Annotated in this window: 19 protein-coding genes and 1 pseudogene; 8 read left to right on the top strand and 12 right to left on the bottom strand. The window is 40.4% G+C overall.

Features of this window, described 5'->3' with window-relative positions; genetic code table 11:
- Nucleotides 1-47 precede the first annotated feature (47 nt).
- The 4 genes and pseudogenes from ACP7AK_RS02365 to ACP7AK_RS02350 all read left to right on the top strand — a co-directional run.
- Nucleotides 48-1,124, top strand: a pseudogene (locus tag ACP7AK_RS02365) (DUF4010 domain-containing protein); the annotation flags it as partial.
- A gap of 105 nt (nucleotides 1,125-1,229) precedes the next feature.
- Nucleotides 1,230-2,915 (top strand): phosphoethanolamine transferase, encoded by a 1,686-nt coding sequence (locus tag ACP7AK_RS02360; protein WP_425878362.1) that lies wholly within the window; start codon nucleotides 1,230-1,232, stop codon nucleotides 2,913-2,915.
- A 1-nt stretch (nucleotide 2,916) separates the two neighbouring features.
- Nucleotides 2,917-3,588, top strand: coding sequence for a response regulator transcription factor (locus ACP7AK_RS02355; protein ID WP_425878360.1), 672 nt, complete (start codon nucleotides 2,917-2,919; stop codon nucleotides 3,586-3,588).
- Nucleotides 3,589-3,593: 5 nt separating this feature from the next.
- Nucleotides 3,594-4,913 carry a sensor histidine kinase gene (locus ACP7AK_RS02350; protein ID WP_425878358.1) on the top strand — a complete coding sequence of 440 codons (1,320 nt, stop codon included), beginning with the start codon at nucleotides 3,594-3,596 and terminating at the stop codon, nucleotides 4,911-4,913.
- 27 nt (nucleotides 4,914-4,940) lie between these two features.
- Here ACP7AK_RS02350 and ACP7AK_RS02345 read toward each other — a convergent pair whose 3' ends face one another.
- Nucleotides 4,941-5,651: a phosphatase PAP2 family protein gene (locus tag ACP7AK_RS02345; RefSeq protein ID WP_425878356.1), complete on the bottom strand. Its 711-nt coding sequence runs from the start codon at nucleotides 5,649-5,651 to the stop codon at nucleotides 4,941-4,943.
- 39 nt (nucleotides 5,652-5,690) lie between these two features.
- Nucleotides 5,691-6,077: a diacylglycerol kinase gene (locus ACP7AK_RS02340; protein WP_005107001.1), complete on the bottom strand. Its 387-nt coding sequence runs from the start codon at nucleotides 6,075-6,077 to the stop codon at nucleotides 5,691-5,693.
- Nucleotides 6,078-6,265: 188 nt separating this feature from the next.
- Between ACP7AK_RS02340 and ACP7AK_RS02335 the strand changes: the two genes are divergently transcribed.
- Nucleotides 6,266-7,000, top strand: a complete 735-nt coding sequence (locus ACP7AK_RS02335) for a thermostable hemolysin (RefSeq protein WP_425878354.1) — start codon at nucleotides 6,266-6,268, stop codon at nucleotides 6,998-7,000.
- A 35-nt stretch (nucleotides 7,001-7,035) separates the two neighbouring features.
- Nucleotides 7,036-7,791: an AMP-binding protein gene (locus tag ACP7AK_RS02330; protein ID WP_425878352.1), complete on the top strand. Its 756-nt coding sequence runs from the start codon at nucleotides 7,036-7,038 to the stop codon at nucleotides 7,789-7,791.
- A 220-nt stretch (nucleotides 7,792-8,011) separates the two neighbouring features.
- Here the strand turns inward: ACP7AK_RS02330 and ACP7AK_RS02325 are convergent, their stop codons facing one another.
- The 10 genes from ACP7AK_RS02325 to ACP7AK_RS02280 all read right to left on the bottom strand — a co-directional run bounded on the left by ACP7AK_RS02325 (nucleotide 8,012) and on the right by ACP7AK_RS02280 (nucleotide 20,697).
- Entirely contained in the window at nucleotides 8,012-8,788 is a 777-nt protein-coding gene (locus ACP7AK_RS02325; RefSeq protein WP_425878350.1) for an OmpA family protein, read from the bottom strand.
- A gap of 43 nt (nucleotides 8,789-8,831) precedes the next feature.
- On the bottom strand, nucleotides 8,832-12,665 hold the full coding sequence (gene tssM / locus ACP7AK_RS02320; protein WP_425878348.1) for a type VI secretion system membrane subunit TssM: 3,834 nt from the start codon (nucleotides 12,663-12,665) through the stop codon (nucleotides 8,832-8,834).
- Nucleotides 12,666-12,699: 34 nt separating this feature from the next.
- On the bottom strand, nucleotides 12,700-14,139 hold the full coding sequence (locus ACP7AK_RS02315; protein ID WP_425878346.1) for a hypothetical protein: 1,440 nt from the start codon (nucleotides 14,137-14,139) through the stop codon (nucleotides 12,700-12,702).
- Nucleotides 14,136-15,131, bottom strand: coding sequence for a type VI secretion system baseplate subunit TssG (gene tssG / locus ACP7AK_RS02310; RefSeq protein ID WP_425878344.1), 996 nt, complete (start codon nucleotides 15,129-15,131; stop codon nucleotides 14,136-14,138). The genes ACP7AK_RS02315 and tssG overlap by 4 nt, the downstream gene beginning before the upstream one ends.
- On the bottom strand, nucleotides 15,095-16,903 hold the full coding sequence (gene tssF / locus ACP7AK_RS02305; RefSeq protein WP_425878342.1) for a type VI secretion system baseplate subunit TssF: 1,809 nt from the start codon (nucleotides 16,901-16,903) through the stop codon (nucleotides 15,095-15,097). Before tssF ends, tssG begins: the two co-directional genes overlap by 37 nt.
- On the bottom strand, nucleotides 16,900-17,391 hold the full coding sequence (tssE, locus tag ACP7AK_RS02300) for a type VI secretion system baseplate subunit TssE (RefSeq protein WP_005246466.1): 492 nt from the start codon (nucleotides 17,389-17,391) through the stop codon (nucleotides 16,900-16,902). Before tssE ends, tssF begins: the two co-directional genes overlap by 4 nt.
- 75 nt (nucleotides 17,392-17,466) lie before the next feature.
- On the bottom strand, nucleotides 17,467-17,970 hold the full coding sequence (locus ACP7AK_RS02295; RefSeq protein WP_005107016.1) for an Hcp family type VI secretion system effector: 504 nt from the start codon (nucleotides 17,968-17,970) through the stop codon (nucleotides 17,467-17,469).
- 51 nt (nucleotides 17,971-18,021) lie between these two features.
- Nucleotides 18,022-19,503 (bottom strand): type VI secretion system contractile sheath large subunit, encoded by a 1,482-nt coding sequence (gene tssC / locus ACP7AK_RS02290; protein ID WP_312327151.1) that lies wholly within the window; start codon nucleotides 19,501-19,503, stop codon nucleotides 18,022-18,024.
- Complete coding sequence (tssB, locus tag ACP7AK_RS02285; RefSeq protein WP_180087331.1) at nucleotides 19,490-19,999, bottom strand: type VI secretion system contractile sheath small subunit; 510 nt, start codon at nucleotides 19,997-19,999, stop codon at nucleotides 19,490-19,492. The genes tssC and tssB overlap by 14 nt, the downstream gene beginning before the upstream one ends.
- Nucleotides 20,000-20,013: 14 nt before the next feature.
- Nucleotides 20,014-20,697, bottom strand: coding sequence for a hypothetical protein (locus ACP7AK_RS02280; protein ID WP_005107019.1), 684 nt, complete (start codon nucleotides 20,695-20,697; stop codon nucleotides 20,014-20,016).
- Nucleotides 20,698-21,046: 349 nt separating this feature from the next.
- Between ACP7AK_RS02280 and tssH the strand changes: the two genes are divergently transcribed.
- Together tssH and tssA are read left to right on the top strand one after the other, a co-directional pair.
- Nucleotides 21,047-23,713, top strand: a complete 2,667-nt coding sequence (gene tssH, locus ACP7AK_RS02275) for a type VI secretion system ATPase TssH (protein WP_425878339.1) — start codon at nucleotides 21,047-21,049, stop codon at nucleotides 23,711-23,713.
- A gap of 51 nt (nucleotides 23,714-23,764) precedes the next feature.
- A complete protein-coding gene (tssA, locus tag ACP7AK_RS02270; protein ID WP_425878337.1) occupies nucleotides 23,765-24,868 on the top strand; it encodes a type VI secretion system protein TssA in 1,104 nt (367 codons plus the stop codon).

Below are 24,868 nucleotides of genomic sequence, written 5' to 3'. Positions count from 1 at the left end.
TAAATTGCATCTAATAAGCTATAAAACCATTCTTTGAATTTACCCCTTTGCATCTCTATATTGGGGTGATAGGAGCTGTAGCGGTCAGCCTGTTCTGTGTGTATAGCCTGTTTCAACAAAAACAAGATATTGGATCTACCACTGAACTGGCTTTTTTGATGACTTATATCATTGGCGCTATTTGTGTGTGGAATATCCCACTGGCTGCAGGGATGGCGGTTCTACTCACGATTATCCTGATGGGCAAACAGACATTGCATCAATTTGCCGGAAAAACGATCCAAAGCTATGAGTTAAGAGATGGCTTACTTTTATTGGCTTTGATATTGATTGCGTTGCCGGTCATGCCCAATAAGCCCTTGTGGGGCGCCGTACTGAATCCCTATATCATCCTTAAACTACTCATTTTAATCTTGATTGTGCAGTCCATGGCACATGTGGCAAAACGAATCCTATCCAATGATAAGGCTCTCATTTTATCTGCCTTAGCCTCGGGATTTGTCTCCAGTACGGCCACGATTGCCAGTTTGGGCATGCAAGTCCGATCCGGGCGGGCCAGTGCAAAATTAAATGCAGGCGCCGGATTGATTTCCTGTATTGCCACCTTATTACAGCTCTTGCTGATTGTTCTGGGAGTGAGCGTAGAGTGGTTCAAGTTCCTGCTGATTCCGAGTTTGGTGGGGATCGGAATTTTATGTATTGCAGCCGGATTCTTGATTTATCGAACTCCCCAAGCGGATAACAGTACGACCATCAATGAAATACAAGAAATTGATAGCCGAATGTTCAGTATCAAAGAAGCGGTGATTATTGCGGTCAGTTTGACCTTAATCCAGGCCGGGATTTACGGCGCAAATCTTTTACTGGGAGATAGCGGCTTAATTTTAGGTACTTTTTTAGCCTCTTTATTTGAAGTGCATGCTGCTGTAGCAGGTGTAGTGATACAAGGAAATCCTCACAACCTGACTTTAATTTATGCTGTCATGATTGGACTTGCGGCACATGCGGTGTCTAAAAGTATCAATTCTTTTGTGACCGGGGGATGGAAGTTTTTTCTGTATTTTGCGCCTAGCCAGATTCTACATATGTTAGGACTTATCTTTATTCTTCTGAGTTTGAAATAAAGAAGAGCGGGTTTGCATATATTATGAAATGATCCAATCATTTTAAGTCATTTTTAAGATTCAGATTCTAGGCTAAAGCATCTTAAAGTCTTTGAGCCACGGATCATGCTGAAGCTGTTTTCCCATTCGTCTTCTTTTAGTCAGCGACCTAAAAAGTCGATTAGTCTTTCAGGCTTCAACATGTTGCTGGCTATGTGGCTGGGATTGATCCTAAACTTTGCTTTCTATCAAAAAATTCATGAATTTACGCCTTATGCCAATCTAAAAGCAGGTCTGTTACTGGTCGCTACGGCACTGATCATTATTGCGTTTTACAACCTGGTATTACAGTGGCTGAACTGGAAATGGAACGCCAAAATACTGGCCAGTGTCTTGATCATTCTGGGTGGCTTTAGTGCTTATTTTGTCAATAGTCTGGGGGTCGTTATTACGCCTGACCAGATCCAGAATATGCTGCAAACCGATGCCCGTGAAGTTCGAGATCTCTGGTCAATGCGACTGGTGATCTGGACACTGGTGTTTGTAATTTTTCCACTTTTTATCATCTGGATGCTTAAAATTCAGCCTGCATCGCTTGGGCATCAGCTGGTGCATAAAAGCCTGAGCAGTGTAGTCTCACTCGGACTGATTCTAGGTTTATTGTTCTGTTTCTATGTCGATTATGCCGCCATCTTCCGTGAGCACCGCGATCTGAAGGGTATGCTTTCTCCACAAAATAGCATCGCGTCCACCTTATCCTATTATAAAAAGAAAGCACCTAAAGCGAATTTACCTTTGGTGGCTTTTGGCGAAGATGCTCATCTGTTACAGCAGGCCCAAATGCAGGATCATCCCAAATTGATGGTGCTAGTTGTTGGAGAAACTGCACGTGCCGAGAGTTTTGCTTTAAATGGCTATGCGCGCAATACCAATCCTGAACTGAGCAAGTTAGCGGTGATTAATTTCAATCAGGTGAGCTCTTGTGGAACTGCAACTGCCGTTTCAGTGCCTTGTATGTTTTCGGGCATGTCACGTGAAACCTATGATGAACAGCTAGCCAGCCACCGTGAAGGTTTGCTGGATATTGCTCAGCGCGCCGGATATCAGGTGACCTGGATTGATAATAACTCAGGCTGTAAAGGTGCCTGTGACCGGGTACAAAAGTATCAGATTCCGGCACAACTGAAACAGAAGTGGTGTGATGCTGGTGGTGAATGTTTTGATGAAATCCTGGTGGATAGCCTGAAAGATTATCTGGCGCATCTGGATAAAAACAACCCGAAACCACAATTAATTGTACTGCATCAGATGGGCAGTCATGGCCCCGCATATTTCAAGCGTTCCAAAGCGCCATATCAGCCATTTCAACCGACCTGTAAGACCAATGCCATTCAGGGCTGCAGTACAGAAGAATTAAAGAATAGCTATGATAATTCGATTGTATATACAGACCATGTTCTTGCCCAGATCATTGAAACTTTAAAGCAGCAGACTCAATATCAGACCGGTTTCTGGTACCTGTCTGATCATGGAGAATCTACCGGAGAGCATGGTTTATACCTGCATGGTACACCTTATAGTATGGCACCGACCCAGCAAACCCATGTCCCGATGCTGATGTGGTTCTCCGATGCCTGGAAGCAGCAGAATACCCAGCAAGTCAGCTGTCTTAAAGCACAGACCGGACAGGCCCGTAGTCAAGATCATCTTTTCCCCAGTTTATTAAGTATGCTGGATATAAAAACGCAAGTGACTGAAGCTAAAAATGATATGCTTGCACAATGCTCACCATCATTAAAGAACAGAGCTTGAAATGCATAAAATACTGATTATTGAAGATGACTTTATGATTGCCGAGTCGACTGAAACATTGCTCAAGCTGCATCAGTTTGATGTGTACTGGGTCAATAATGGGATTGAGGGTTTAAAACAGTTACAGCAGCAGGTCTACGATATTGTCCTGCTCGATTTAGGCTTGCCGATGATGGATGGCATGCTGGTGCTAAAAAATATCCGGCAGAAGTTTCCAAATTTACCGGTACTGATTATCTCCGCCCGGGACCAATTACAAAACCGGGTGGATGGGCTGAATCAGGGAGCAGATGATTACTTGATTAAACCCTATGAATTTGACGAGCTGCTGGCCCGTATTCATGCCTTGCTGCGACGTAGTAGCTTAAAAAACACCGGGATAGACATTAATAAGAAGTTATCACACAGTGGACTGGAACTGGATCTGGAACAGCACATCGCATGCTTTAATGGTGAACCGATCGAGTTGTCTAATCGGGAGTGGTCTATTCTCACGGCACTCCTCATGCATCCTAGCAAAATTTTTTCTAAAAATGATCTGGAAGACAAGCTTTATGATTTTGACAGTGATGTCAGCAGTAATACGGTGGAAGTCTATATCCATCATCTGCGGGCAAAACTAGGAAAAGACTTCATACGTACCATACGTGGGCTAGGGTATCGCTTAGGATGAGCACCATGCAAAAACGTTATTCCTTGCAAAAACGTCTGGTTATTTATATTTCATTATTTAGCGTGGTACTGGGCTGTGTGCTAATCTTTGCAGCATACCGGATTGCGCTCGAAGAAATTAATGAAGTACTGGATAAACAGATGCAAACTCTGGCAGAACGTATTTCAGAAAATCATCCGCAACCCTTACAAAGTCAAATCGATCTGGCAAAACAGTACAGTGAAGAAGATTTATTTGTAGATATCTGGTCCTATACAGATACAGCCACTTCCTTGCATCCGCAGGATGTTCTGGTGGCGCCGGTCAGGAAAGCAGGTTTCTACAAGCATCAAACGCCGTATGGAACCTGGTTAACTTATATTATTCCTGGTAAGCAATTACAGATTCAGGTGAGCCAGCAGCAAAATGTCCGGCAGGAACTGGCGCTGGAGCTGGCAGCCAATATGTTTCTTCCTTATGTGCTTTTTTTACCTTTTGCAGTATTTGGCTTAGGCTGGATGATCCGGAAAAACTTTCAGCCGCTCAATGATTTTAAAACTGAATTGGCCAGCCGCAAGGCACAAGACTTAAAGCCAATTGCAATGAAAGATTATCCCTTGGAGCTGGAACCGACCATTCAGGAAATGAATTATTTGTTTGGCCGCATTTCTCTGGCCCAACAGGAACAACGTCAATTTGTAGCAGATTCTGCCCATGAATTACGCACGCCACTGACAGCACTAAACTTACAGCTGCAAATTTTGCTACAGCAGTTCCCTCAAAGCGAGTCTATCCATAATTTGAGTCAAGGCATTTTGCGTATGCAGCATCTGGTCAACCAGTTATTGAGTCTGGCAAAACAGGATGTGACCGAAGGTTTAAGCGAACCTGTTCAATTGCTATCACTGAATCAAATGACAGTCACCTGTATCGAAGAACTAATTCAATTGGCGCTACAGAAAGACATTGATTTGGGCGTAGAACAGCAACAGGAACTGCAGATTCAGGGCCAGGTTTCAGCTTTGCACTCGATTATTTATAATTTAATTGATAATGCAATTAAATACAGTCCGAAGGATGGCGTGATTAATGTATCTATTTTCCAGCAAGGACGGCAGGCGGTTTTACAAATTGAAGACAGTGGGGCAGGGATAGATCCTGCTCAATTCAATCAGATCCGGCAACGCTTCTACCGGATACATAACCATGCAGAAATTGGCAGCGGTTTGGGTTTATCCATTGTAGATAAAGCCACCGAGCGCTTGGGTGGAACACTAGAATTTTCGCGAAGTACCAATCTGAGTGGCCTTTGTGTACAGGTCAAGCTTCCTTTAATCGAAGCCTAAGCGAATAAGCTTCTGGTTTTTTTGGAGTTAAGGTTGCCTGATACTAGAGAGTATAGGAGTGGTCTTTTCTATGGGTAGTTTATGGCTAAACAGCGTATAGCCAATGACATTCATGCACCAGATAATCCAGCCAGTCCATAAATTATGACTCAGGAAATGTGCTCCGCGCATCATTTGTGCCCAGCCCATGGTCAACCCTAAAATTACTGCAGCGATCAGAAGAAAATAAGCACGCTTGCGGTTAGAAATGCGATAAACAAAATAACCAGCCATCAACGCAAAACCACTAGATGCATGCCCTCCAGGAAAACAGTGGCCCGCAGTAGCACTAAAATCCCACAAAATCCCGTTATGGGTAGGTATGGTCATATCCCAGGGACAGGCATGGGCCGACTGAGATTTTAAAATTCCGATCGAGGCCGTGGTCAGCACCACCATGCTAAAGAAATAGCCAAATTCCCAGCGCCGCGTATGCCAGTTCTGCCATTTTAGTGATGCCAACCAGGCCAGTAATAATGTGATATACACCAGAATCAGCAGGTCTTTCACATAGCGATGATTGAGTTCTGCCAGTGCCCATTGTTGTCGAAGGGGAAATTGACCCTGATCATCGATAAAGGGATAGATGAGCTGTAAGTCCAGCACTCCTCCAATGTCAAAGAAGTTGAGAAGAATCAAAAAACTGAAGATCAAAAGTAAAGTTTGGGTCAGTAAAAACCGGGAACGGTCAGTGATCATTTTTAAGTTGTCCATTTCAGGCAGTAGCAAGAGCAGAGGTCAAATCAAATGACCAGCCAAAATGATGCCCCAGGTCAGAGCAATTAAACTGAGTGCTACAAACTGAGCCGCACTGCCCATATCCTTGGCATTTTTAGACAGTTCATGCCGTTCCATGGAAATACGGTCTACCACTGCCTCTATCGCTGAGTTAATCAGTTCAATGATCAACGCCAGTAGGCATACGGCGACCATCAGCGCTTGCTCAACTCGGCTAACTGGCATCCAAAAGCTTAGAGGAATCAAAATAAGATTAATCAGCAGGATCTGCCGGAAGGCGGCCTCATTTTGAAAGGCGGTTTTAAAACCAGCCATGGAATAACGGGTCGCATTAAAAATACGCTGCGTTCCTGAGGTGCCTTTATAAGGTGATCGGTAGGAAGACATAAAGCAGATTCAGTCAATAGAGAGATAGGAATAACTTAAATTTTCAATCTTAAAATGCTCTTAAAAAAACCGGCCGTTCTCTGGATTTTTTATACACATAGCTTTTACATTCTTTTGCACAAAATTAAGAATTTTTTAAGTTTGGACTTCTATCTTGAGTAGCAAGTTAATTTCGTGGTGTGAGCCAAATGATCAAGTTTAGTTTTGATCCTTATTTATCTAGTCAGATTCACTTTCTAAATACATATTTCAAGCAGCCTGAATATAAAAAACAAATCAATCACAATAAATTTTTACTACAAGTACCTCCGGCGTATCCGGTAATTTCAGCACAGGATCAATCGCTACATTTGACGGTCAAAACTGTAGAACAAAGTGAGACACCTGAACGCCGTAGCCTGGAAAATTTTATTCAGGAAAAATATCAGCAAGTCCATCAGGCCACTGTATCGAGCTTCTCTTCGACCCTGTTTGCCGGTTATCACGGAGCCGAGATGCAGGTGGTGATTGGTATGCAGTATTTAAATCAATTTAATGCCTTTCTGGAACAGTATCTCGATGAACCCGTTGAAAACATATTAAGCAAACTGAGCCAGACCAGGGTCAGCCGAGACAAAGTAGTAGAAATTGGCAATCTGACAGCACTAGATATGGACAAAGCCAAACTGATGGTGGCCTTTCTGGTTTTTCATCTCTCGCAGCAACACATCGAATGGGCAGTATGTACCGGAACAACTGCAGTACGTTATGTGTTGCAACAGATGGGATTACGTTTTCATGTGCTTGAAAAGGCTGATCCGCAAGTCCTTGGAGAGGCACAACGCCTGTGGGGCAGTTATTACCAGCAGAAACCTTATGTGCTGGCGATTGATGTGGCAGAAGCCCTACAAGTCGCTCGTCAACTTTATCAATTTAGTCATTAAAGCATTTTGCTTGATCAGCGAGGCACAGAATTTAAATGATGACTGCTTTATTTGAACGTATCAACCTGCAAGCACGACAATATCCGCAACGAGAAGCGGTAGTCACCGCACAGGCAACGCTGAACTATGCGGAACTACAACGGCGGATAGAATTATTGAGTGTCAGTTTCAAGCAGCTTAATCTGCGCCATCTGGCCTTGTGGGGCATAAATAGTATAGACTGGATTGTAGTCGATCTTGCCGCACAAAAAGCCGGCATGACCGTGATTCCGGTGCCTCTATTTTTTACTGCAGCGCAGGTACGGCATCTGCTTTCTGACAGCCGAACCGAGCTGCTCTGTATTCTGGATGAATCTTTCTCTGCACCAGAATGGCTGTTAAATCTAGCTAAAGACATGAGTAGAGATGAGATTTCCATTACTGGCCAGCTACATGCACGCTTTTTTCAGCTAGAGCAGGCAGTACAGTATTCATCTTCTTTACAAACCCAGCAACCGGCAAAAATCACCTATACCTCGGGCAGTACCGGGACACCGAAAGGCGTGTGTCTGGCTGAAGACACCATTGAGTCTATTACTCATTCACTGAGCCAGGCACTGGCCAGCAGTCAGCTTGGACGGCATTTGTGCCTGATTCCATTTGCCACCTTATTAGAAAATATTGCCGGCATTTATGTCGCACTGAGCATGGGACGCGCCGTAATTGTTGGCGAGGTGAGCCAGTTTGGCCTGACATCTAATCATACTTTTGAGACAGAGCGGTTTGTAAATGCAGTGCAGAGCGTCTGCTAAATCCCACAATAAAGTATCAGCCCAGTTTTATTGGGCTGGACTGATTAATTCAATTTTCTTCTAAAAATTTCAAAATTCACTTTTATGGACAAGGAAGATATGAACTTATTGTTAGGTGTATCGGATTTAACATAATATACATTATACGAAATACGATTGATATACTCATATAAGTCATTCACCATATACTTTTATAGCTGCTGCTCAAGCAACTTCAGCGTTAAAGCACTTCAAATTCAATCCGACGATTTTTCTTGCGACCCTCAGCTGTTGTATTCTCCGCCACAGGCTTACTTGAACCTAAACCTTCAGTACTGAGCAAATGCGACGGAATATTTTTTGCGATTAAATAAGCTTTCACTGCTTGTGCACGTTGCTGACTCAACATGAGATTTTGATTAGTATCGCCTGAACTATCCGTATGTCCAATAATCCGGATCTTTTTGCCGCTAACCTTATTTAAGGCACTGACCATTTCATCCAGAATCTGTATCCCTGAGGTTGCTAATACTGCACTGCCAGATTCAAATTCAATAATCCGGTTTTTTAATGCAGCATCAATAATCTGCTGTTCTGCCTGATTGACTGAAAGCTGTGTATTTAAACGATAGTTTACAGGTATTAAACCCTGAAATTTTACTGTAGTACCATGAATTTCATCAGGATTTGACACTTTACCCGTTAGCTGAATATCAGAACCTTTAACCGTTAACGTTCCCTGTTTAACCTTTTTAAGGTCTTCATTAATCACATCAGTGACTATATTCGACCAATCCGTTGGTGCTACTACTTGACGAATCTGAATGCGATCTACCACATTTTCCTGACCATAAGTTGAATATAATTTTGTTAAGATAGCCTGCTTACTACTGTTATTCGGTACATTACCTTCAGCAATTACAGGTTGTGCATGCACTTTTAATCCAAATAAAAAACACAATAAGACAATGATTTTATTTGACTTTATTAATTTTAAATATTTGATTTTAATTTTCATTTTATGCTTCTATAAATGTCTATTCGAGATTGATTGATGAATGTCATGGCGCTGAAGTTCCTGTGTTTGCAGCAGCCGTGGTAGATGTCTGAGCAGTTTTTCCTGACATCGTCGTATTCTGAGCTGCGATCACTCTTACTGCTTTATTCGAAACAACCTGATCCACCAACTGTAAATTGCTATAACTTGGATTACTTCCGATAGAACTTGCATTATTTCCACTCACCAAACGAAAATTGGTCTTCACAAATAGTTCAGGATTCTCTTTACTGCGCCAGACCATCTCAAAAATATTGCCTTTTTGTGTACGCTGAGCACTATCAATCAAACGATTGATTCCATATTCCCCAGGCTCATCAAAAATGGTATGGGTCTTCCCTTCCAAATCAATCACCGTGATCCGTGCGCCTGGAATTGCGCCGGAATTTGGCCAGATAAAATTCACCCATTGTTGAATTCCGTTTTCAAATAGCATTCTTTGTCCATCAATATCAATGGTATAAGCCAATAAATGAGCCTGTTCCAGTGGGTAAAACTGGAAATTAGATTGATTGGGTCTCACTGCCTGACGACTGGTATTATTTAACTCACCAGTTGCCATACCATTCACAGGCGCGACATAATTTTGAAAGTTTGCAACAAACACAGGATTTAGATTAAGCCCTAAATCTTGCCAGGTTTTCGAGCTTAAGCTATAGCCACGACGGATCACTAAGGGATCAAGATGCTCTTTGACAAAACGGGAAATACTGCCATTTTCACCAAAAATCTGATTAATTTCTTGAGAGGTTGCCTGTAAGCTACCTTGACTGCTAAACGGATATTTTTGCGATAAATTTGCATTAAATGGTTGATAGGCCTGTATTAGCCAGAGTTCGTTCATTTCAGCTTGTGCCGGAAGCATCAGACTTTCAAAGGAACGTGTGAGAGGAACACTAAACAACTTTTTAATCAGCTGTTGATCCAGCTCATGGGTTCCTACCGACATTTTCTCATCCACAAACTTTTGGGTAATATTGAAGATAGAATTCTGTTCATCAATGGTCTGTTTAAGGAGCAGCATGCTCGCCGGACCAATATCTCCAGAACTTTTGAGATCATTAAAGCGACTCCGTATCTTGGCGAGAGATTGCATATACTCATCTAGCAGCGACCGGTTCTGCAAATCATCTCGTGTACGTACAATCTGGTAGAAGATCTGAAAGTCTTTGGCAATCATCCCCTGAGAGAAAGTCGATGCAGAATTCTGTGCCAACTTGCCATCATGACGTTGCAATATCTTGCGTTTAAACCAGGCAATAAAACCTTTTTGTGGAACCGCCAACTCAGCTTGTACCATTGGATTATCCCAGCTGGTTTCTTGCGCTACCCGTTGTATGACTTTACGAATCGGTGAGTTTTCTGGTTCGCCAAGAATATCTATCTGATATGTTTGCTGATTAAAGTCACCGACCTTGGCATAATAAATGGCACCCAAGAATTTACGCCATTCGCTGATATATTCTTTTTTATACATTTCAGTCAGCTGGCGTCGAATTTGTTCAGGACTGCCACTAAAACTCAAATCATCAGATTGTGACGTATTGAGTACCCAATCTTTACTTTCAGTTGGTCTTTGCGCTGCAGTGTCTATCGCAGGTTGTACATATTCGTTCCAGGCTTGATAGCTATAAAAACCGGGTAAGGCATAACTTCCCAACATGGTTGTCTGAGCATTCTCCCCGACCATCTGTTTGATCGTTAATACAGGAAAACGTACCGAAGCACGCATTTTAATGTCGTTATATACACGATCTCGTGCAGACACTCCGGTCGTCATTGCGGTTAAAACCTGGCGAGTCTGTTCAACCAGAACAGTATCGGAATCCAGCTGGGGGAATAAACTCGAACCTGTCATTGTCATGGCATAGCTGAGTAACTGCTCGGCCTTTTGCAGCATTTCAGCACGTGGCAGCTGACCACGATGCTGATCTAACCAAGTCCGCCAGAAGCGTGTCAACTGATCACTGAGATGACTGGAATCTATAGATTTACGGTTGCTCAACATCAGATATGTTTTAAGTGCATTATAAGCATCTTGCGGACTTTGGTCGGATGGTTCTAATGCGAGTTGCTGAACTTGTGCAGTCGGATGAATTTGCACATGAATATGATTTTCTTTAAGAACTGCTGCATTGCTTTTTACCCGTTGCAGATATTCTGCAATATTTTGCTGACTAGGCTGCAATACTAATTGCTCAATTCCTTTCAGATATTCAGCTTGCAGTTTCTCCCTGATCTGTTGTCCTTGATATAGACCAAAACTGTATTTGAATGGACGCTTCTGATCAAATTGATCTAACTGTTGTAGATGAGCTTGCAAAATTAATAATGCATCGATTTGTGTGACCAGCTCCGTTCCTGACTGTTTCTGCATCTGTACGACCTTATTCAGGTCCGCCTGAACTTCTTCCATTAATTGCTGATTATTTCGATAAGACCACACCCACAGACTCAACACCATCGATACAGTAAGTAAAGCACCAGTAAAAGCCATAAAGCGTCGGTGTTTTCGTGCCGGATTAATATGCTGCTTCACCAGATTTTTATCTTTAAGAATCACTTCAGAAAATAAACCTTTCAGAAAATAACCATGATTCTGTGATACAGACTCTTTAGACAGGCCAAGATCATGATTATCGCTGCGGATCAGATGAAAGTCCTCAGCAATCTGTTCTGTCATTGGACTTTCAATGGAGCCTTCCTGTAAGGCGCTGGTAAAATAAAATCCACGAAAAACCGGTTTAAACTGATAAGGATTGTCTTGAAATAAAGTGGAAATAAAGGTTCTTAATACCGGTTTGAGACTCTTAAATTCCAGTGGAAAGGTCATTACACTGGGTGAAATATGCTGTGAATGCCGACGGGTTAAATGGGTCATACTTACATTTTTCAGACCCTCATATAAAATGCCATAATGCTTTTCAAATAGCTGAACAGCATTTGCACTCGAGTCTGGTTGATAAGCCAACGTTGCGCCCCAAACCTGATCCAATTCTTGTCCTTGATAACAATCAAAAAATTCCGTGAAGCCGGCAATCAGGTCCATCTTGGAAAATACCAAATAAACTGGCGCAAAAACTTCTAGACGTTCAGTCAGGTCTTGGATACGGGCACGCAGGTTCTTGGCCAGTTGTAGAGATTTCTCCGGACTCTGGTTGACCAGCTCAGCGATACTTACGATCACAATAAGACCATTCACTGGCACTTTAGAACGATTTTTCTTGAGAATATTTAAAAAGCCTAACCATTCAGAATGGTCCTCCGGATAGACTGAATAGCGTCCGGCTGTATCCAGTAAAATACCCTGAGTTGAAAAAAACCAGTCACAGTTTTGTGTTCCGCTGAGTCCAGCAGAGACCATTTTCTGGTGAGTTGCTTCAAAAGGAAACCGCAAACCAGAATGATAAATCGCCGAGCTTTTCCCACCCGCCGGATTACCGATGACCATATACCAAGGAAGTTCATACAGTGCCGCGTGACCCTTACGATCGCCTAATTTTGACTTACGAATCAGCTGAATAGATTGTTTGACTTGCTGACTGATCAGCTGAAGTTCTTCTTTATTATTGTATTTGCTTTCAGCTGTGGAACTTTGAGATAAGACGGTTGCGATTTCTTTGCCCTTTTTAGCATGCCGATAACGCCGGATAAGTGTATAAATCCCCCAGCCTATTAATATGGCAACATAGACCGTCAGCAATATCCAGGAAATACGATCAGAAACCGTATTTTTTATGGAAAGAATGACCACTAAAAAGGATAAGGCCATCATTGTTTTAGGGTTACTAAGGTACTGCCAGACATGCCCCAAGACTGTATAAAATAATGTATTCACTTTTATCCCTTTTTTCTTTAATTTTTATAAATAGTTAGGCTACTAATGAGATTTCATTCAGTTGATCACTTTCTTTATTTTTAAAACATAAATAGCTTGATTCTTGTTGTGTGCTGTAGCTTATTGTAACGACATTGCAGTATAAATGTGATGACAACATTGCTGCGAAAACTGCTGCCAAATATTGGGTATGCCCCAAATAGCTTTGAGGATAAATGGTATGCTCCGGCTCAAAATCAATATTCGTAAATTTTTCTTGTATTTTTTTCATTATTTTAGGTTGGGTAGTGTCGTCTAATAACACTAAAAAAGGATATGCCTGTTCCATCTGAGAGGATAGATTAACCTGATGCTGACCCAAATATGCATACAGGTCAGTGACGTGCTTGCTGAGAGTCAATATTCGTGAAGGCATCATACCTTCAACTTCCAAGTCATGTGGGGATAAACACCAGCTAGCTGTATATTCCGCAGCAATATAGTCTTCATTTTTCCAAAATTGCTGATCTAGATAATCCTGATCAATTTCAGAATCCGCCATAATGATCAGGCTGATCTCATATGATTGACCTGAAATTTCCTGTACTAAATCTAGTAAGGCTGAATAAGCACGATCAGCAGACAGGAAATGAAACTCGATATGAATTTGGGCAGGCAGCAATGCATATTTTTGTTGAATTTGACTTATAAGCTGCTCTTGATAGAGATCACTCCAATCCCCAGTCATATGATCCACCAATAAAATATGCAGATTCAGCCTATTTAATCGACTTGCTGCTGTTGGATTAGAGGCAATATTTTCTTCATCTTCACAGTAGTTTTCCTGTATCCATCCCGGATGCATTCGATATTGATAAGCCAGTTCGTGATCATAAAATAGTGCTGAACGTTTTAACTGTTCCGAAATTAAGCTCAGACTTTCTTGATGCTGTTGGAGTTGTTGTTGAATCAACTGTTGAATTCGTTGTTCCCGTAATGTCGGAAGCATTTCTTCATTAGTTCTGTTTTCTTCAAGTAAGCGGTCCACAGAATGAATGCGATATGTCAATATAGGTAGACCAAAACGATTTAGCAGTTCTGAGTCCAGCTCAGGACTCTTGAACTGCTTCATGTGCTGCAAGATCTCTGCATTTTCGCCAAAACTGTGCCAAGCGGCAGCTGAAAAAATATTGAGCGTGTAATCCTCAATCGCTTGATCCAATTCTTCTTTATTTTCTAATTCTTGCTGTTGTGCTTGAAGAGATTTATGAGCCCTATCCTTTTGTTCTTGCTGTCTTTGTTTATAGGATTTTACAGCTTTATAAATAAAATAAGGTGTTAATAACAATAAGCAAATTAACAAAGGTAAAATGCCAAAATATAATAGGAAATCAATATTTGATGGATCGTATTGAGTATCTCGCCAGTAATAAATGACAAGAACATTGTTTAAAACGGATAAAACTATAAAAGTCTGAATAATACGCTTAATCATGACATTTTTCCTATCAGGCTATAGCAGGTTTCCGCATTGTGGATTGCCGGATTCAGCATTAATAAAGCTCCTCTGGCTAGCCCCATCGAATGTACTTCTCCAAGTTGGGCTGGGCATAATTCATCTTTGTCTAGAATCAACCGAAGATCCACTAACATGGTCGGGCTACACCAGGTTTGAAGTAACTGTTTCAATTTGGCGCTATGTATTCCTTCAGATAAAAAATTTATATAGTCTTCACGTTTTAATGGACCAATGACGATTTCAATTTTTTCATCAATTTGCTGAATGGTCTCTCCACAGAAGCTGTTGATTCCCAGTAAAACTGGTTGCAAAGCTCCCAAACCGCTTTTTTGCTGATCATCCAGTTGAAAGCTTTCCGGAATAAACTCATTAATCTTAAATTGATATTTAAAAATACTAGACAATATGCTGCTTAACGCATAATGGGTATTATTTTGCCCCTGCATCAAGCCTGAAAACTCAGCAAAATAGTCATCTATAGGTTGCTGTTCATGTTGTTGACCGCTATAGCCACTCAAAGCATGAAGCATGTTTAGATAATGATTTTCATGCTCAATTTCATAACGCAGTGGTAAATGATAATTCAGACAGGCATCGACATATTGTGCAGACAATTTATGATTAAACAGTCCGAGAAAGTGTAAGCTTTCTTCTCGGTGTGCCCCGGTACTCTGTTTAATTTTATTTGTATAGATATAAGGCAATACGCCCTGTACGCCAGTCAACCCCACGATTAAATTGGTCATCTGAACTTTATGATCTTGACATTGCAATGATTCAATTTCAGAAGTTGGAAAATTAAGATTGAGTGAACTAATAAATTCAAATGATTTACTCCATCCTTGATGTCTGTTCCGTGCAGGTGCATGTCTTAATAATCGCGTGGCTTGAATAAATTCAAAGCTGGTCGGCTGCTGAAAGAGCCGATCAACTACAGAAGCCTTTTGCCACCAACATTCTGTATGCATTGGTATAACTCCTGTTTTGACTTTGAATCTATGACGTGCATATCCACATAACTATTCATTTGAACTTTCAAATTAAAAATATGATTTAAAAGTTGCACAAAGATATATAGACTGGCTCCTCTAAAGACTTCTGGATCGATCTGGATTTCAACTTTGACACCCCGTACAAAAAGTGGAAATGGTTTATGCTCACGCAACTTCTGGCTCAGAGAAAACTGGATCGATTGAATTGAATTAATAATTAGCCGGTTGTCTTTGGATTGCGGCAAGTTATACAGTTCAAGTAATTCCTTAATGTGACTGACTGCATTTGCTTTCATTAAAGAAAGATTATTCAATGATAAATGCGAGATAATTCGCCACTGTTCTTGCTGCTTTTGATCAAAACAATAAGGTAAATTGGGTCTTTTTAATAATATGGCTTTACGTGCCAAACTATTGTCATTGAGAGATAAGTTATTCTGATCTTTGTTATAACTTTCATAAGGTAAATCCCGATTGCTGCATAACAACTGCATACTGATAAAGTCTGATGAAATTTTTTGTGGTTCTAAAGATTTGGAAATAATCGAATATTTCAGTTCTGTATGCTTGGTATTACTTTGCTCGGGCAACAGGTGATAATAAAATTGAGCATCAGCCTGATGATAATGACTCATGGCAAAAAAAGGTAATACGGGATAAGTTTTTTGACTGTTCTCGCGTTTCTCTCTCAATAACTTCATTTCGGTGATCGCATATACCTGAAAATATTCAGGATGATGTACATCACTTATTAATGAATATTCCAGGCGCAGATGATCAATTTTTTGTGGCTCAGCCTGTTTAGGGAATAAATTTATAACTGGTGTCGCAAATAATTTGAAATTAGCGCTATTTAATTCTGAATAATTTCTGATCATAGCTTGATCATTCAGATTTATTTTAAAATGAATGTGTAGCTCAAATTCTGCGGTTTCTATATTTAATTCTCTTAAAAAACTCAGATTGAGGTTAAGAAAATTAAATTTTTCTGGAAAGCAAAAATACTCGATTAATAAACGATAGGCATGATGAGTATGTTGATCAACTGGGAGCGCACTTTCCGCTTCAGTAAATCCCATTAGTTCAAATGGATTTTGAATATCAATCTCTTGATTCTGTACTATTACAGAAAAACCAGTCTCTGGCTTAAAAATACAATCTAGTACTTGCAATGGAAAGCTGGAAATTGCATCCAGATAAATAGGTAATTTTTGTTGTTCCAACAGTCGCTGCTGCTGGTTAAAAATTTCAAAACCAAAGCTCAAGGCTGCATTTCGATTTAAATGAACATGAGTCGAAGCATGCGTTTTAAAATTAACAGATTTTAAGGCGATTGGTAATAAATTAACCTGGTTTGTCGTACGATACTCACACTGTACCCCACGGATACTTTTTGATTTTAATACAGTTTGCTTGGGAATCTGCTGGCTACTTTTAAGCTGTCGGATTTTAATGGCATCGTCAAAACTGACCACTGAACATGCTGGAAAAGGTTTAAGGTACTGTGGAAACATCACCTCAAAAATAGCACGTGTAAATACTTCATAACTATCGTGCAGTTTCTTATCGATCCGGGCAGAAATCAGGGAAAATGCCTGAATCAGTCTTTCGATATGCGGATCATCAATCTGCTCTTGATTCAACGAAAGGCGTTGGGCAATTTTTGGGTATTTATTGGCAAACTCTCGTGATTGTTGCCCAAATTCCTGTAATTGCTTTTCGTAATAAGGTAATAATTCTTCGATCACAGCACACCTGCTGATGTTTTAGACAAAATTACGTATTGTTGCGTAGTAGGCTTGAGGAATGCGTCAAAAATTACCGGTTCATATAGGGGATAAATATTTAAGAATGCATGAATACTGAGACAAAGACTTCCCCTGTTATGCTCATCCATCAGCATCTCGACTTTAACCTGCTTTAAACGAGGTTCGTGCGCGTGAATAGACTGTTCAATCGAGCGGCAGATTTTATCCCGTTCCATTGGATTCGCTGTTGAGAGCCCCACAAAATCAATGATGCCAAATTGAAGAATTGAACGTTTGACCTGATCATAACCATTAACCATCGCATCCAGATTAACCATACGGCTATTTAATAAATCTTCCAGATCGGCAGCCACTGACTCTCTCAAAGCCTGTAAAGAAAGGCCTTGAGAACATTGAATATCCTGAGACAATAGACGGTCAAATAATGTTGTTCTAAATCCGTAAGGATAAAGCTGATCCAAATTCATATTGTTATAGTCTAATTTTATTTATTTTTATAAATATCAGAGAGGCTGATCAAGACCAACCTCTAAAAGATCAAATTACGCTGCATAAGAAGCAGTATTATTTGATAATGACCATTTCTTGGTCACGGCACCCTTTTGTGTACCATTAATATCTTGCTGATTATACGTCCACTCAACTGCTGCATATTTCAAACCAAAAGCTTCTGTTGGAACGCCTTCTTGATTTACTGTCGGAGTGACCTGAGAAACCAGCACATGTTTTAATTTAATTTGCAGGTATTTAACGCGTTTATCACCATTAGCACGATAAAAATCGATTTGTACCTCATCGAAGGTATAACCTGCCGAACAAGCTTCCCAAAGTTTTGGGCTGGTTGCATCCAGATCTTTCATAAAAATCATGTCGGAATGTTCAACTCGTTCTGCGGTATGACCGCCTACACTGGAAGATGTGGCAGATTTTGGCTGACGAATGTTGTGCGACCAGGAATTTGCTTCTAGCCAGCTTTTATGTTCTGAATCACGAGATTCACCATCAACTTTATATTTGCCACGAAACTGGATGTAAATGTCTTTCATTTTAATAATTTTCCTGTTGTTATAAATATTCTTATAATTTTAGCAGCGGTCTTAATGACTCGACTGCGGTAACTCAGTGACCAGTCGTAAAGATACAGACAACTCGTCTAACTGAAAATGCGGTCTCAAAAAGACCACAGATTTGTAATGTCCAGGTTCAGCCGGATTTTCTACAACTTTTATCGAAGCTTCACGCAGTGGATACTGTGCTTTGGCTTCCTGTGAAGCGCCATCATCCAAAAGTACATATTGAGACAGCCAGTCGTTTAGAAATGCTTCGACATTTCCTGCAGATGTAAAACTTCCCACCTTATCTCGCATCATTGCTTTTAAATAATGAGCGATTCGCGAGACTGCCATAATGTACTGTATCTGACTGGATAATGCGGAATTGGCATTGGCAATATCGTTATCATATTTCTTTGGTTTTTGGATAGATTGGGCACCGAAGAACGCGGCATAATCGGTATTTTTACAATGTACTAATGGAATAAAGCCAAGATCACTGAGTTCTTTTTCACGACGGTCCGTAATCGCAATTTCAGTCGGGCACTTAAATATGATTTCTCCATCATTGGTTTTAAAGGTATGCACTGGCAGACCTTCGACCAAACCGCCACCCTCAACCCCACGAATCGCAGCACACCAGCCATGCATATCAAAGGCATTGGTTAAACGCGTCCCCAAAGCATAAGCAGCATTCATCCACAGGTATTCATTATGATTTTCACCTGAAACTTCTTCTACATAGTTAAAGCCTGCTGTCGTATTGCCATCTTTAGGATGATAAGGTAAACGGCCTAATACTCGTGGAATAGTCAATGCCAGATAACGAGCATCATCACTTTCCCGGAATGAACGCCATTGCACATATTCAGCTGTTTCAAAAATTTTAGAAACATCGCGTGGGCGATCAATATCAGTAAAAGTTTCCAATCCGAACATGGAAGGACTTGCAGCTGAGAGAAACGGTGCATGTGCCGCTGATGCTACATGTGAAATCTGCTCGAGCAAATACAGGTCTGAAGGTGTGCGATCAAACTCAAAGTCACCAATGAGGGTCGCATAAGGCGCACCGCCAAATGAACCATATTCTTCTTCATAGATTTTTTTAAATAGAGTACTTTGATCAAAGTCGCTGGCACTTTGAAAATCTTTAATCAATTCTTTTTTGGTCGTATTCAACATACGAATTTTAATTAAAGAGTGTGATGGCGTTTCCTGACAAAAGTAATACAGCCCTCGCCAGGTGGACTCAACTTTTTGAAACTGCTCGTGATGCATGATCTTGCTCAGCTGGGTAGAAATAAGCGCATCAATTTCTGCAATGCGTTTATCCAAAGCCAAGGTCATATTGTCTGAAACTATAACGGTACCGGCCATGACTTCCTTGGCCAACTCACCAATCAAACTTTTGGCCCGATCATGTTCTTCTTCATTACGCGCAATTCGACTACGTTCAACAATAGAGTCCAGAATTGAGTATTCTTCAATAGCAACATTCGTGGTAGTTGCAGCATTAGAGTGATTCATTGTCTGCCTCCATACTCATTTTACGGATTTGGTCGGTATTTTTTAAAATATCATCCAGTAAATCTTCTAGACGTTCATTATTGGATATTTTATTGCGTAAATCAGTTAAACGTTCTCGTGCTTCTACCAGTTTTCGCAAAGGTTCGACTTGTTGGACTACCTGTTCTGGCCGAAAATCATCCATTGCATTAAAAACCAAATCTACTGATATTTTACCACTCTCTTCAGTCAAACTATTTTCCACCTGAAAACTGGCACGAGGCGCCAGAGACTGCATCACCTCATCAATATTTTCCAAGTCTACATTGATAAATTTTTTATCTTTGAGCTTGGTTTTTTCAAGTTCAGACGCTGCTGAAAAATCTCCCAAAACTCCCACTACAAAAGGTAACTCTTTGACTTCACGGCCATCACCTACCTCAACATCGTAGGTCAATTGCACCCGTGGTGGTCGAATACGCTGTAATTTTTTTTGTACACTTTCACGTTTAGCCATCATGATTTTCCTTATTAATTATTATTTAATGATCCAAATGGATTAGTACTAGGAGTGTGGGTTCGTGTACTGATACTTTCTGTTTTTTTATTACTGATAGCAGCCGTATTATTTTTTAGATTGCTTTTCGATACTTTATTTTTGTTTTGACTTAGGCTTTGTTTTACTGGGTTATTTGGTTTATTTTTAGTATTTTTTACTTTTGAATTCCGCGCCGTCGTTGATGCAGATTCAGAAAATTTTGCTACAGGCTGTGCCAGATAAATATGTTCAGTCAGCGATTTGGCCTGTGGGTAGGTAAAGTCATTTAAGGCACGGACTTCTGTACTACGCATCTGTTCTAGGCTTTGGGAAGAGATCCCGATCCCTGCCAGGAATTTCAGATCAGTTAAATTCTGATGAATGTAATTTTGCTGATGTAATTGCTCGATTAAATTGAGCGCTTTCAGATGATCACCGACTTCAACATAGCGTTTGGCAATTTGGGTAGACAATTGCTGCTGCAGATGCATATTTTTTCTTGCTGTCTTGTCGCATAACTGCTGGTATAAATCAATGATAGTTGAATCAGTATCATTTTTTGCTTGTGGATAGCTCTTGATACATGATTTTTTTAATTCTGCTGCATGGGTTTGAGCAAAACATAGCTGCGCCATCCCTGAGATGAGCAATACAATAAAACCTAGATTATTTTTCAAAATAAGCCTCAATTTTTGGTTATTGTTTTATATTTTTATAATCAAAATTTATTTTTCTATTTTTATAATTCAAAAATCTAGTTGCGGATTTAACAAAAAATTATCACAGGAAGTCAATACATAAATGCGTTTTTGTTAAATTATTTTATGTAATTTTTAAAATGGTAAGATTCCGACCAATGAATGCAGACATTTGGATAGACTTGAGTAGAATATGTCAAAAATCTTGAGCCAATATATCTTGATTGCTCATAGAAAAACTTAAATAAATAAAAATAAACCTAATAATAACAAATATATAGCTATAAATTCCAAAAACATCAGGCTGTATATTCTAAAAGAGAAAAATATGAGTAATTTAAAAATTTTGATTACAAAATTATCTGAGCATGCACGCCTATGCCTTGAGAAATCAGCGAATTTCTGCATCAAACAGCGAAATTATGAAATCGAAATTGAGCATTTTCTCTTAGAATTGCTACAGCAGCCAGACCTGAACGATCTCAAATTATTGCTCAAAAAGTATAAAATTTCCGAAGATGATCTAACCCATGATCTGAATCAGAGCATTCAGCAAATGACTAAAGGCAATTCTCGTACGCCTATCTTTGCCAAATCCATTATTCGTGCATTAGAACATGCCTGGCTTTTGGCTTCAGCAGAACAGAATCCGATGATCCGCAGCGGACATTTACTGGTTGCCCTGCTCACTGCACCTGATCTATATCAAATGACGATTCGTGCTTCTACTTTATTTGAGCTATTTCCAATTGATCATCTCAAACATCATTTTTTGGAGCTCTGCGAGCAGAGTATTGAAAACCCGAGCTATGCTCAGCTTACTAAGGTAAAAGAAGATTCACCTAACGCACAGCTAAAATTAAATAAAACACTGGCACTCGATCAATACACCATTAATCTGACTGAAAAAGCACGCCAAGGCCAAATCGACCCGGTGATCGGTCGTGAGTTTGAAATCCGTTTGATGCTGGATATTCTGATGCGCCGTCATCAGAACAATCCCATACTTACCGGCGATCCGGGAGTCGGTAAGACTGCTGTAGTAGAAGGATTGGCCCTGAAAATTGTGAATGATCAGGTACCTGATGTACTCAAAAATGTAGAACTTCATGTATTGGATCTGGGCTTATTACAAGCAGGTGCCAGTGTAAAAGGCGAGTTTGAGAATCGCCTGAAGAAAATCATTCAAGAAGTTCAGTCCTGCAGTTATCCTATTATCCTGTTTATTGATGAAGCCCATACGCTGATTGGTGCAGGTGGTCAGGCTGGTCAGAATGATGCCGCCAATCTGTTAAAACCAGCTTTGGCACGAGGAGAACTGCGTACTATCGCCGCTACCACTTGGGCGGAGTACAAACAATACTTTGAAAAAGATGCTGCGCTTAGCCGCCGTTTTCAGGTAGTAAAGGTAGAAGAACCTACTGAGGAAGTCGCCATCGATATGTTGCGTGCCATGATTCCGGTCATGACTCAGCATTTTCAGTTGCAGATTGATGATGCAGCAATTGCTGCTGCGGTACGTAACTCGCATCGTTATATCAGTGGACGGAAATTACCGGATAAGGCCATTAGTGTATTAGATACAGCCGCGGCACGAGTTGCTTTGAGCCAAAATGCACAACCTGCAAAGTTAGACCAGTTACAGGCGCAGCTGCATAATCTTCGGCTTGAACATGAGATTTTAAATCAGGAGCATCAAAATTTTCCGTGTCATCAGACACGTTTAATTGAATTATCAGAAAATATTTCAAATTTGGAACAAGAAATTTCTCAGATAAGCCTGCAATGGCAGCAAGAACTTCAACTGGTTCAGGAAATAAAATTATTACAGGTTCAATCCAAAAAAATTGAAAATAAAAATAAAATTAAAGTATTACAGCAGCGTTTGACCCAGATTCAGGCTGATCACCCACTTGTGTTCGAGCGTGTAACAGTCCCTATGATTCATCAGATCATTTCTGACTGGACCGGAATTCCAGTCGGTAAAATGATGAATGATGAAATTCGACAGGTCTTAAAACTCCAAGATAAATTATCGCAGCGTGTGATGGGTCAGGACTTTGCTTTGCATCAACTGGTCCAAGGTATTAAAACATCTAAAGCAAAACTGGATGATCCGAACAAACCACAAGGTGTATTTTTATTGCTTGGTCCAAGCGGTGTGGGAAAAACTGAAACTGCCCTGGCCTTGGCTCAAGAATTGTATGGAGGTGAGTCGCATCTGATCACGATCAATATATCGGAATATCAGGAAGCACATACCGTGTCTTCCTTAAAAGGTGCTCCTCCAGGTTATGTCGGTTATGGTCAAGGTGGTGTGTTGACTGAAGCAGTGCGTCGTAATCCTTATAGTGTGATTTTACTGGATGAAATCGAAAAAGCTCATTCTGATGTGCAGGAATTATTTTATCAGGTCTTTGATAAAGGCATGCTGGAAGATAGCGAAGGTCGGCTGATTGATTTTAAAAATACGACAATCTTATTAACTTCAAATGCCGGTTCTAGTGCCATTATGCAGGCCTGTTTAAATCAACCCGTCGAAAACTGGCCGGATGCAAATAGATTAATTGAACTGCTCAAACCAAGTTTATATCAGCAATTTAAACCGGCATTTTTAGGGCGTATGCAGATTGTGCCTTATTATCCTTTACACGATGAGCTATTGATCCAGATTATTCAGCATAAACTGGGGAAAATTACCCGACGCATTCAGCAGCAATATGTCACCCAGGTCACTTATAGTGGGGACTTGCTCGAACTTCTGCTCAGCCGATGTACCGAGGTTGATAGTGGTGCGCGCAATATTGATCATATTTTAAATGCTTCAGTATTGCCTGCTTTGGCTACAGAAATATTGAGAACCATGAGTGAGGGAAAGATTCCTAAACTGATTCACATTGAGATCAAGAATGATGAAATTTCTTATAGCGTAGATCCGAAAGTTAAAATAGCGCAAAAAGTACGTTCTAAAAGCAATAAAGCAGATGCTGCCTAGTTGAAGTAACCTAAAAATAAAAACAAATAAAATATAATAATTGGAATAAAGATGAGCCTGGAATTTGAATATTTATTGCAAGACATTTCAGTCGATCAGCCGTGCGGTGTGGACTATTCATTTTCAAATGATTTTCATGTGATTAACAAGGCCAGAACTCGTGATGATCCTTTATTGGAGCAAGGTGACTGGGTCTCGGAACCAAAACAGGCCGATTGGCAACTTGTACATGATAAAACGATTGAATTATTAACTGAAAAAACCAAGGATATCCGTCTATATACCTGGCTTATAGAAGCTTGGAGTCATCTCTATGGTTTTGAAGGAATTGCTCGAGGATTAGAGTTGACCCAGCAAAGCCTTGAGCGATACTGGTTCACGTTACATCCTCAAATCGAAGAGGATGATCTTGATCAACGTTTTGGATTATTACAAGGTTTGATTACGCAACTGCCAATGCTGATGAAACAGATGCCTTTGGTCAGCTCTGCGCCTTTTTATAATTTAGGTGATTATGAGGCATTCTTACATCAACGCAATATTAAACTCAAACAACAGCAAGATGACTACTCTGAAAATAATACTGTTCAGGATTTGGAGCATTTTGAGCAATCGTTGCTGAAAACTTCTCAAACAGTTTTAAGCCAGAATGAAGGTTTTCTTCTCGAGATTCAGACCCAATGGCTGTATCTTAAAAATACACTGGATCATTTACTGGGTCTAAATGCACCGAGTTACGCGAGCACAGATTCTCAACTTGAATCGATCTTCTCCAGTATTAAGCGCATTTATAAAACTGATATTTCTTCAATATCTCAGGATCAAATAAATACACCGCAATTCGGCACTCTCAAAATACCTGAAATAATAGTGATGAATACCTCGCCTGAAAATATACAAGAATTTCGACCTCAAGCCCAAAACCATCTGGCCAACCGTCAACAGGCCATGCAGTTATTACAAGACATCGCTCGATATTTTCAATCTCATGAACCGCATAGTCCAGTGAGCTACATGCTGCAAAAGACGATTAAATGGAGTCAGATGCCATTACATGAATGGCTGGCTCAAGTAATCAAGAACGAGAATCCGATCGAAAACGTACATGAATTACTGGGTATATATGCCAATGATGAATCCAAGAATGAGTGGTAA

This window comes from Acinetobacter sp. TWP2-2-3 (assembly GCF_049896445.1).
Lineage (GTDB): Bacteria > Pseudomonadota > Gammaproteobacteria > Pseudomonadales > Moraxellaceae > Acinetobacter.
The sequence above is the reverse complement of the archived record's forward strand: the minus strand, read 5'-3'. Positions and strand labels throughout refer to the sequence as shown.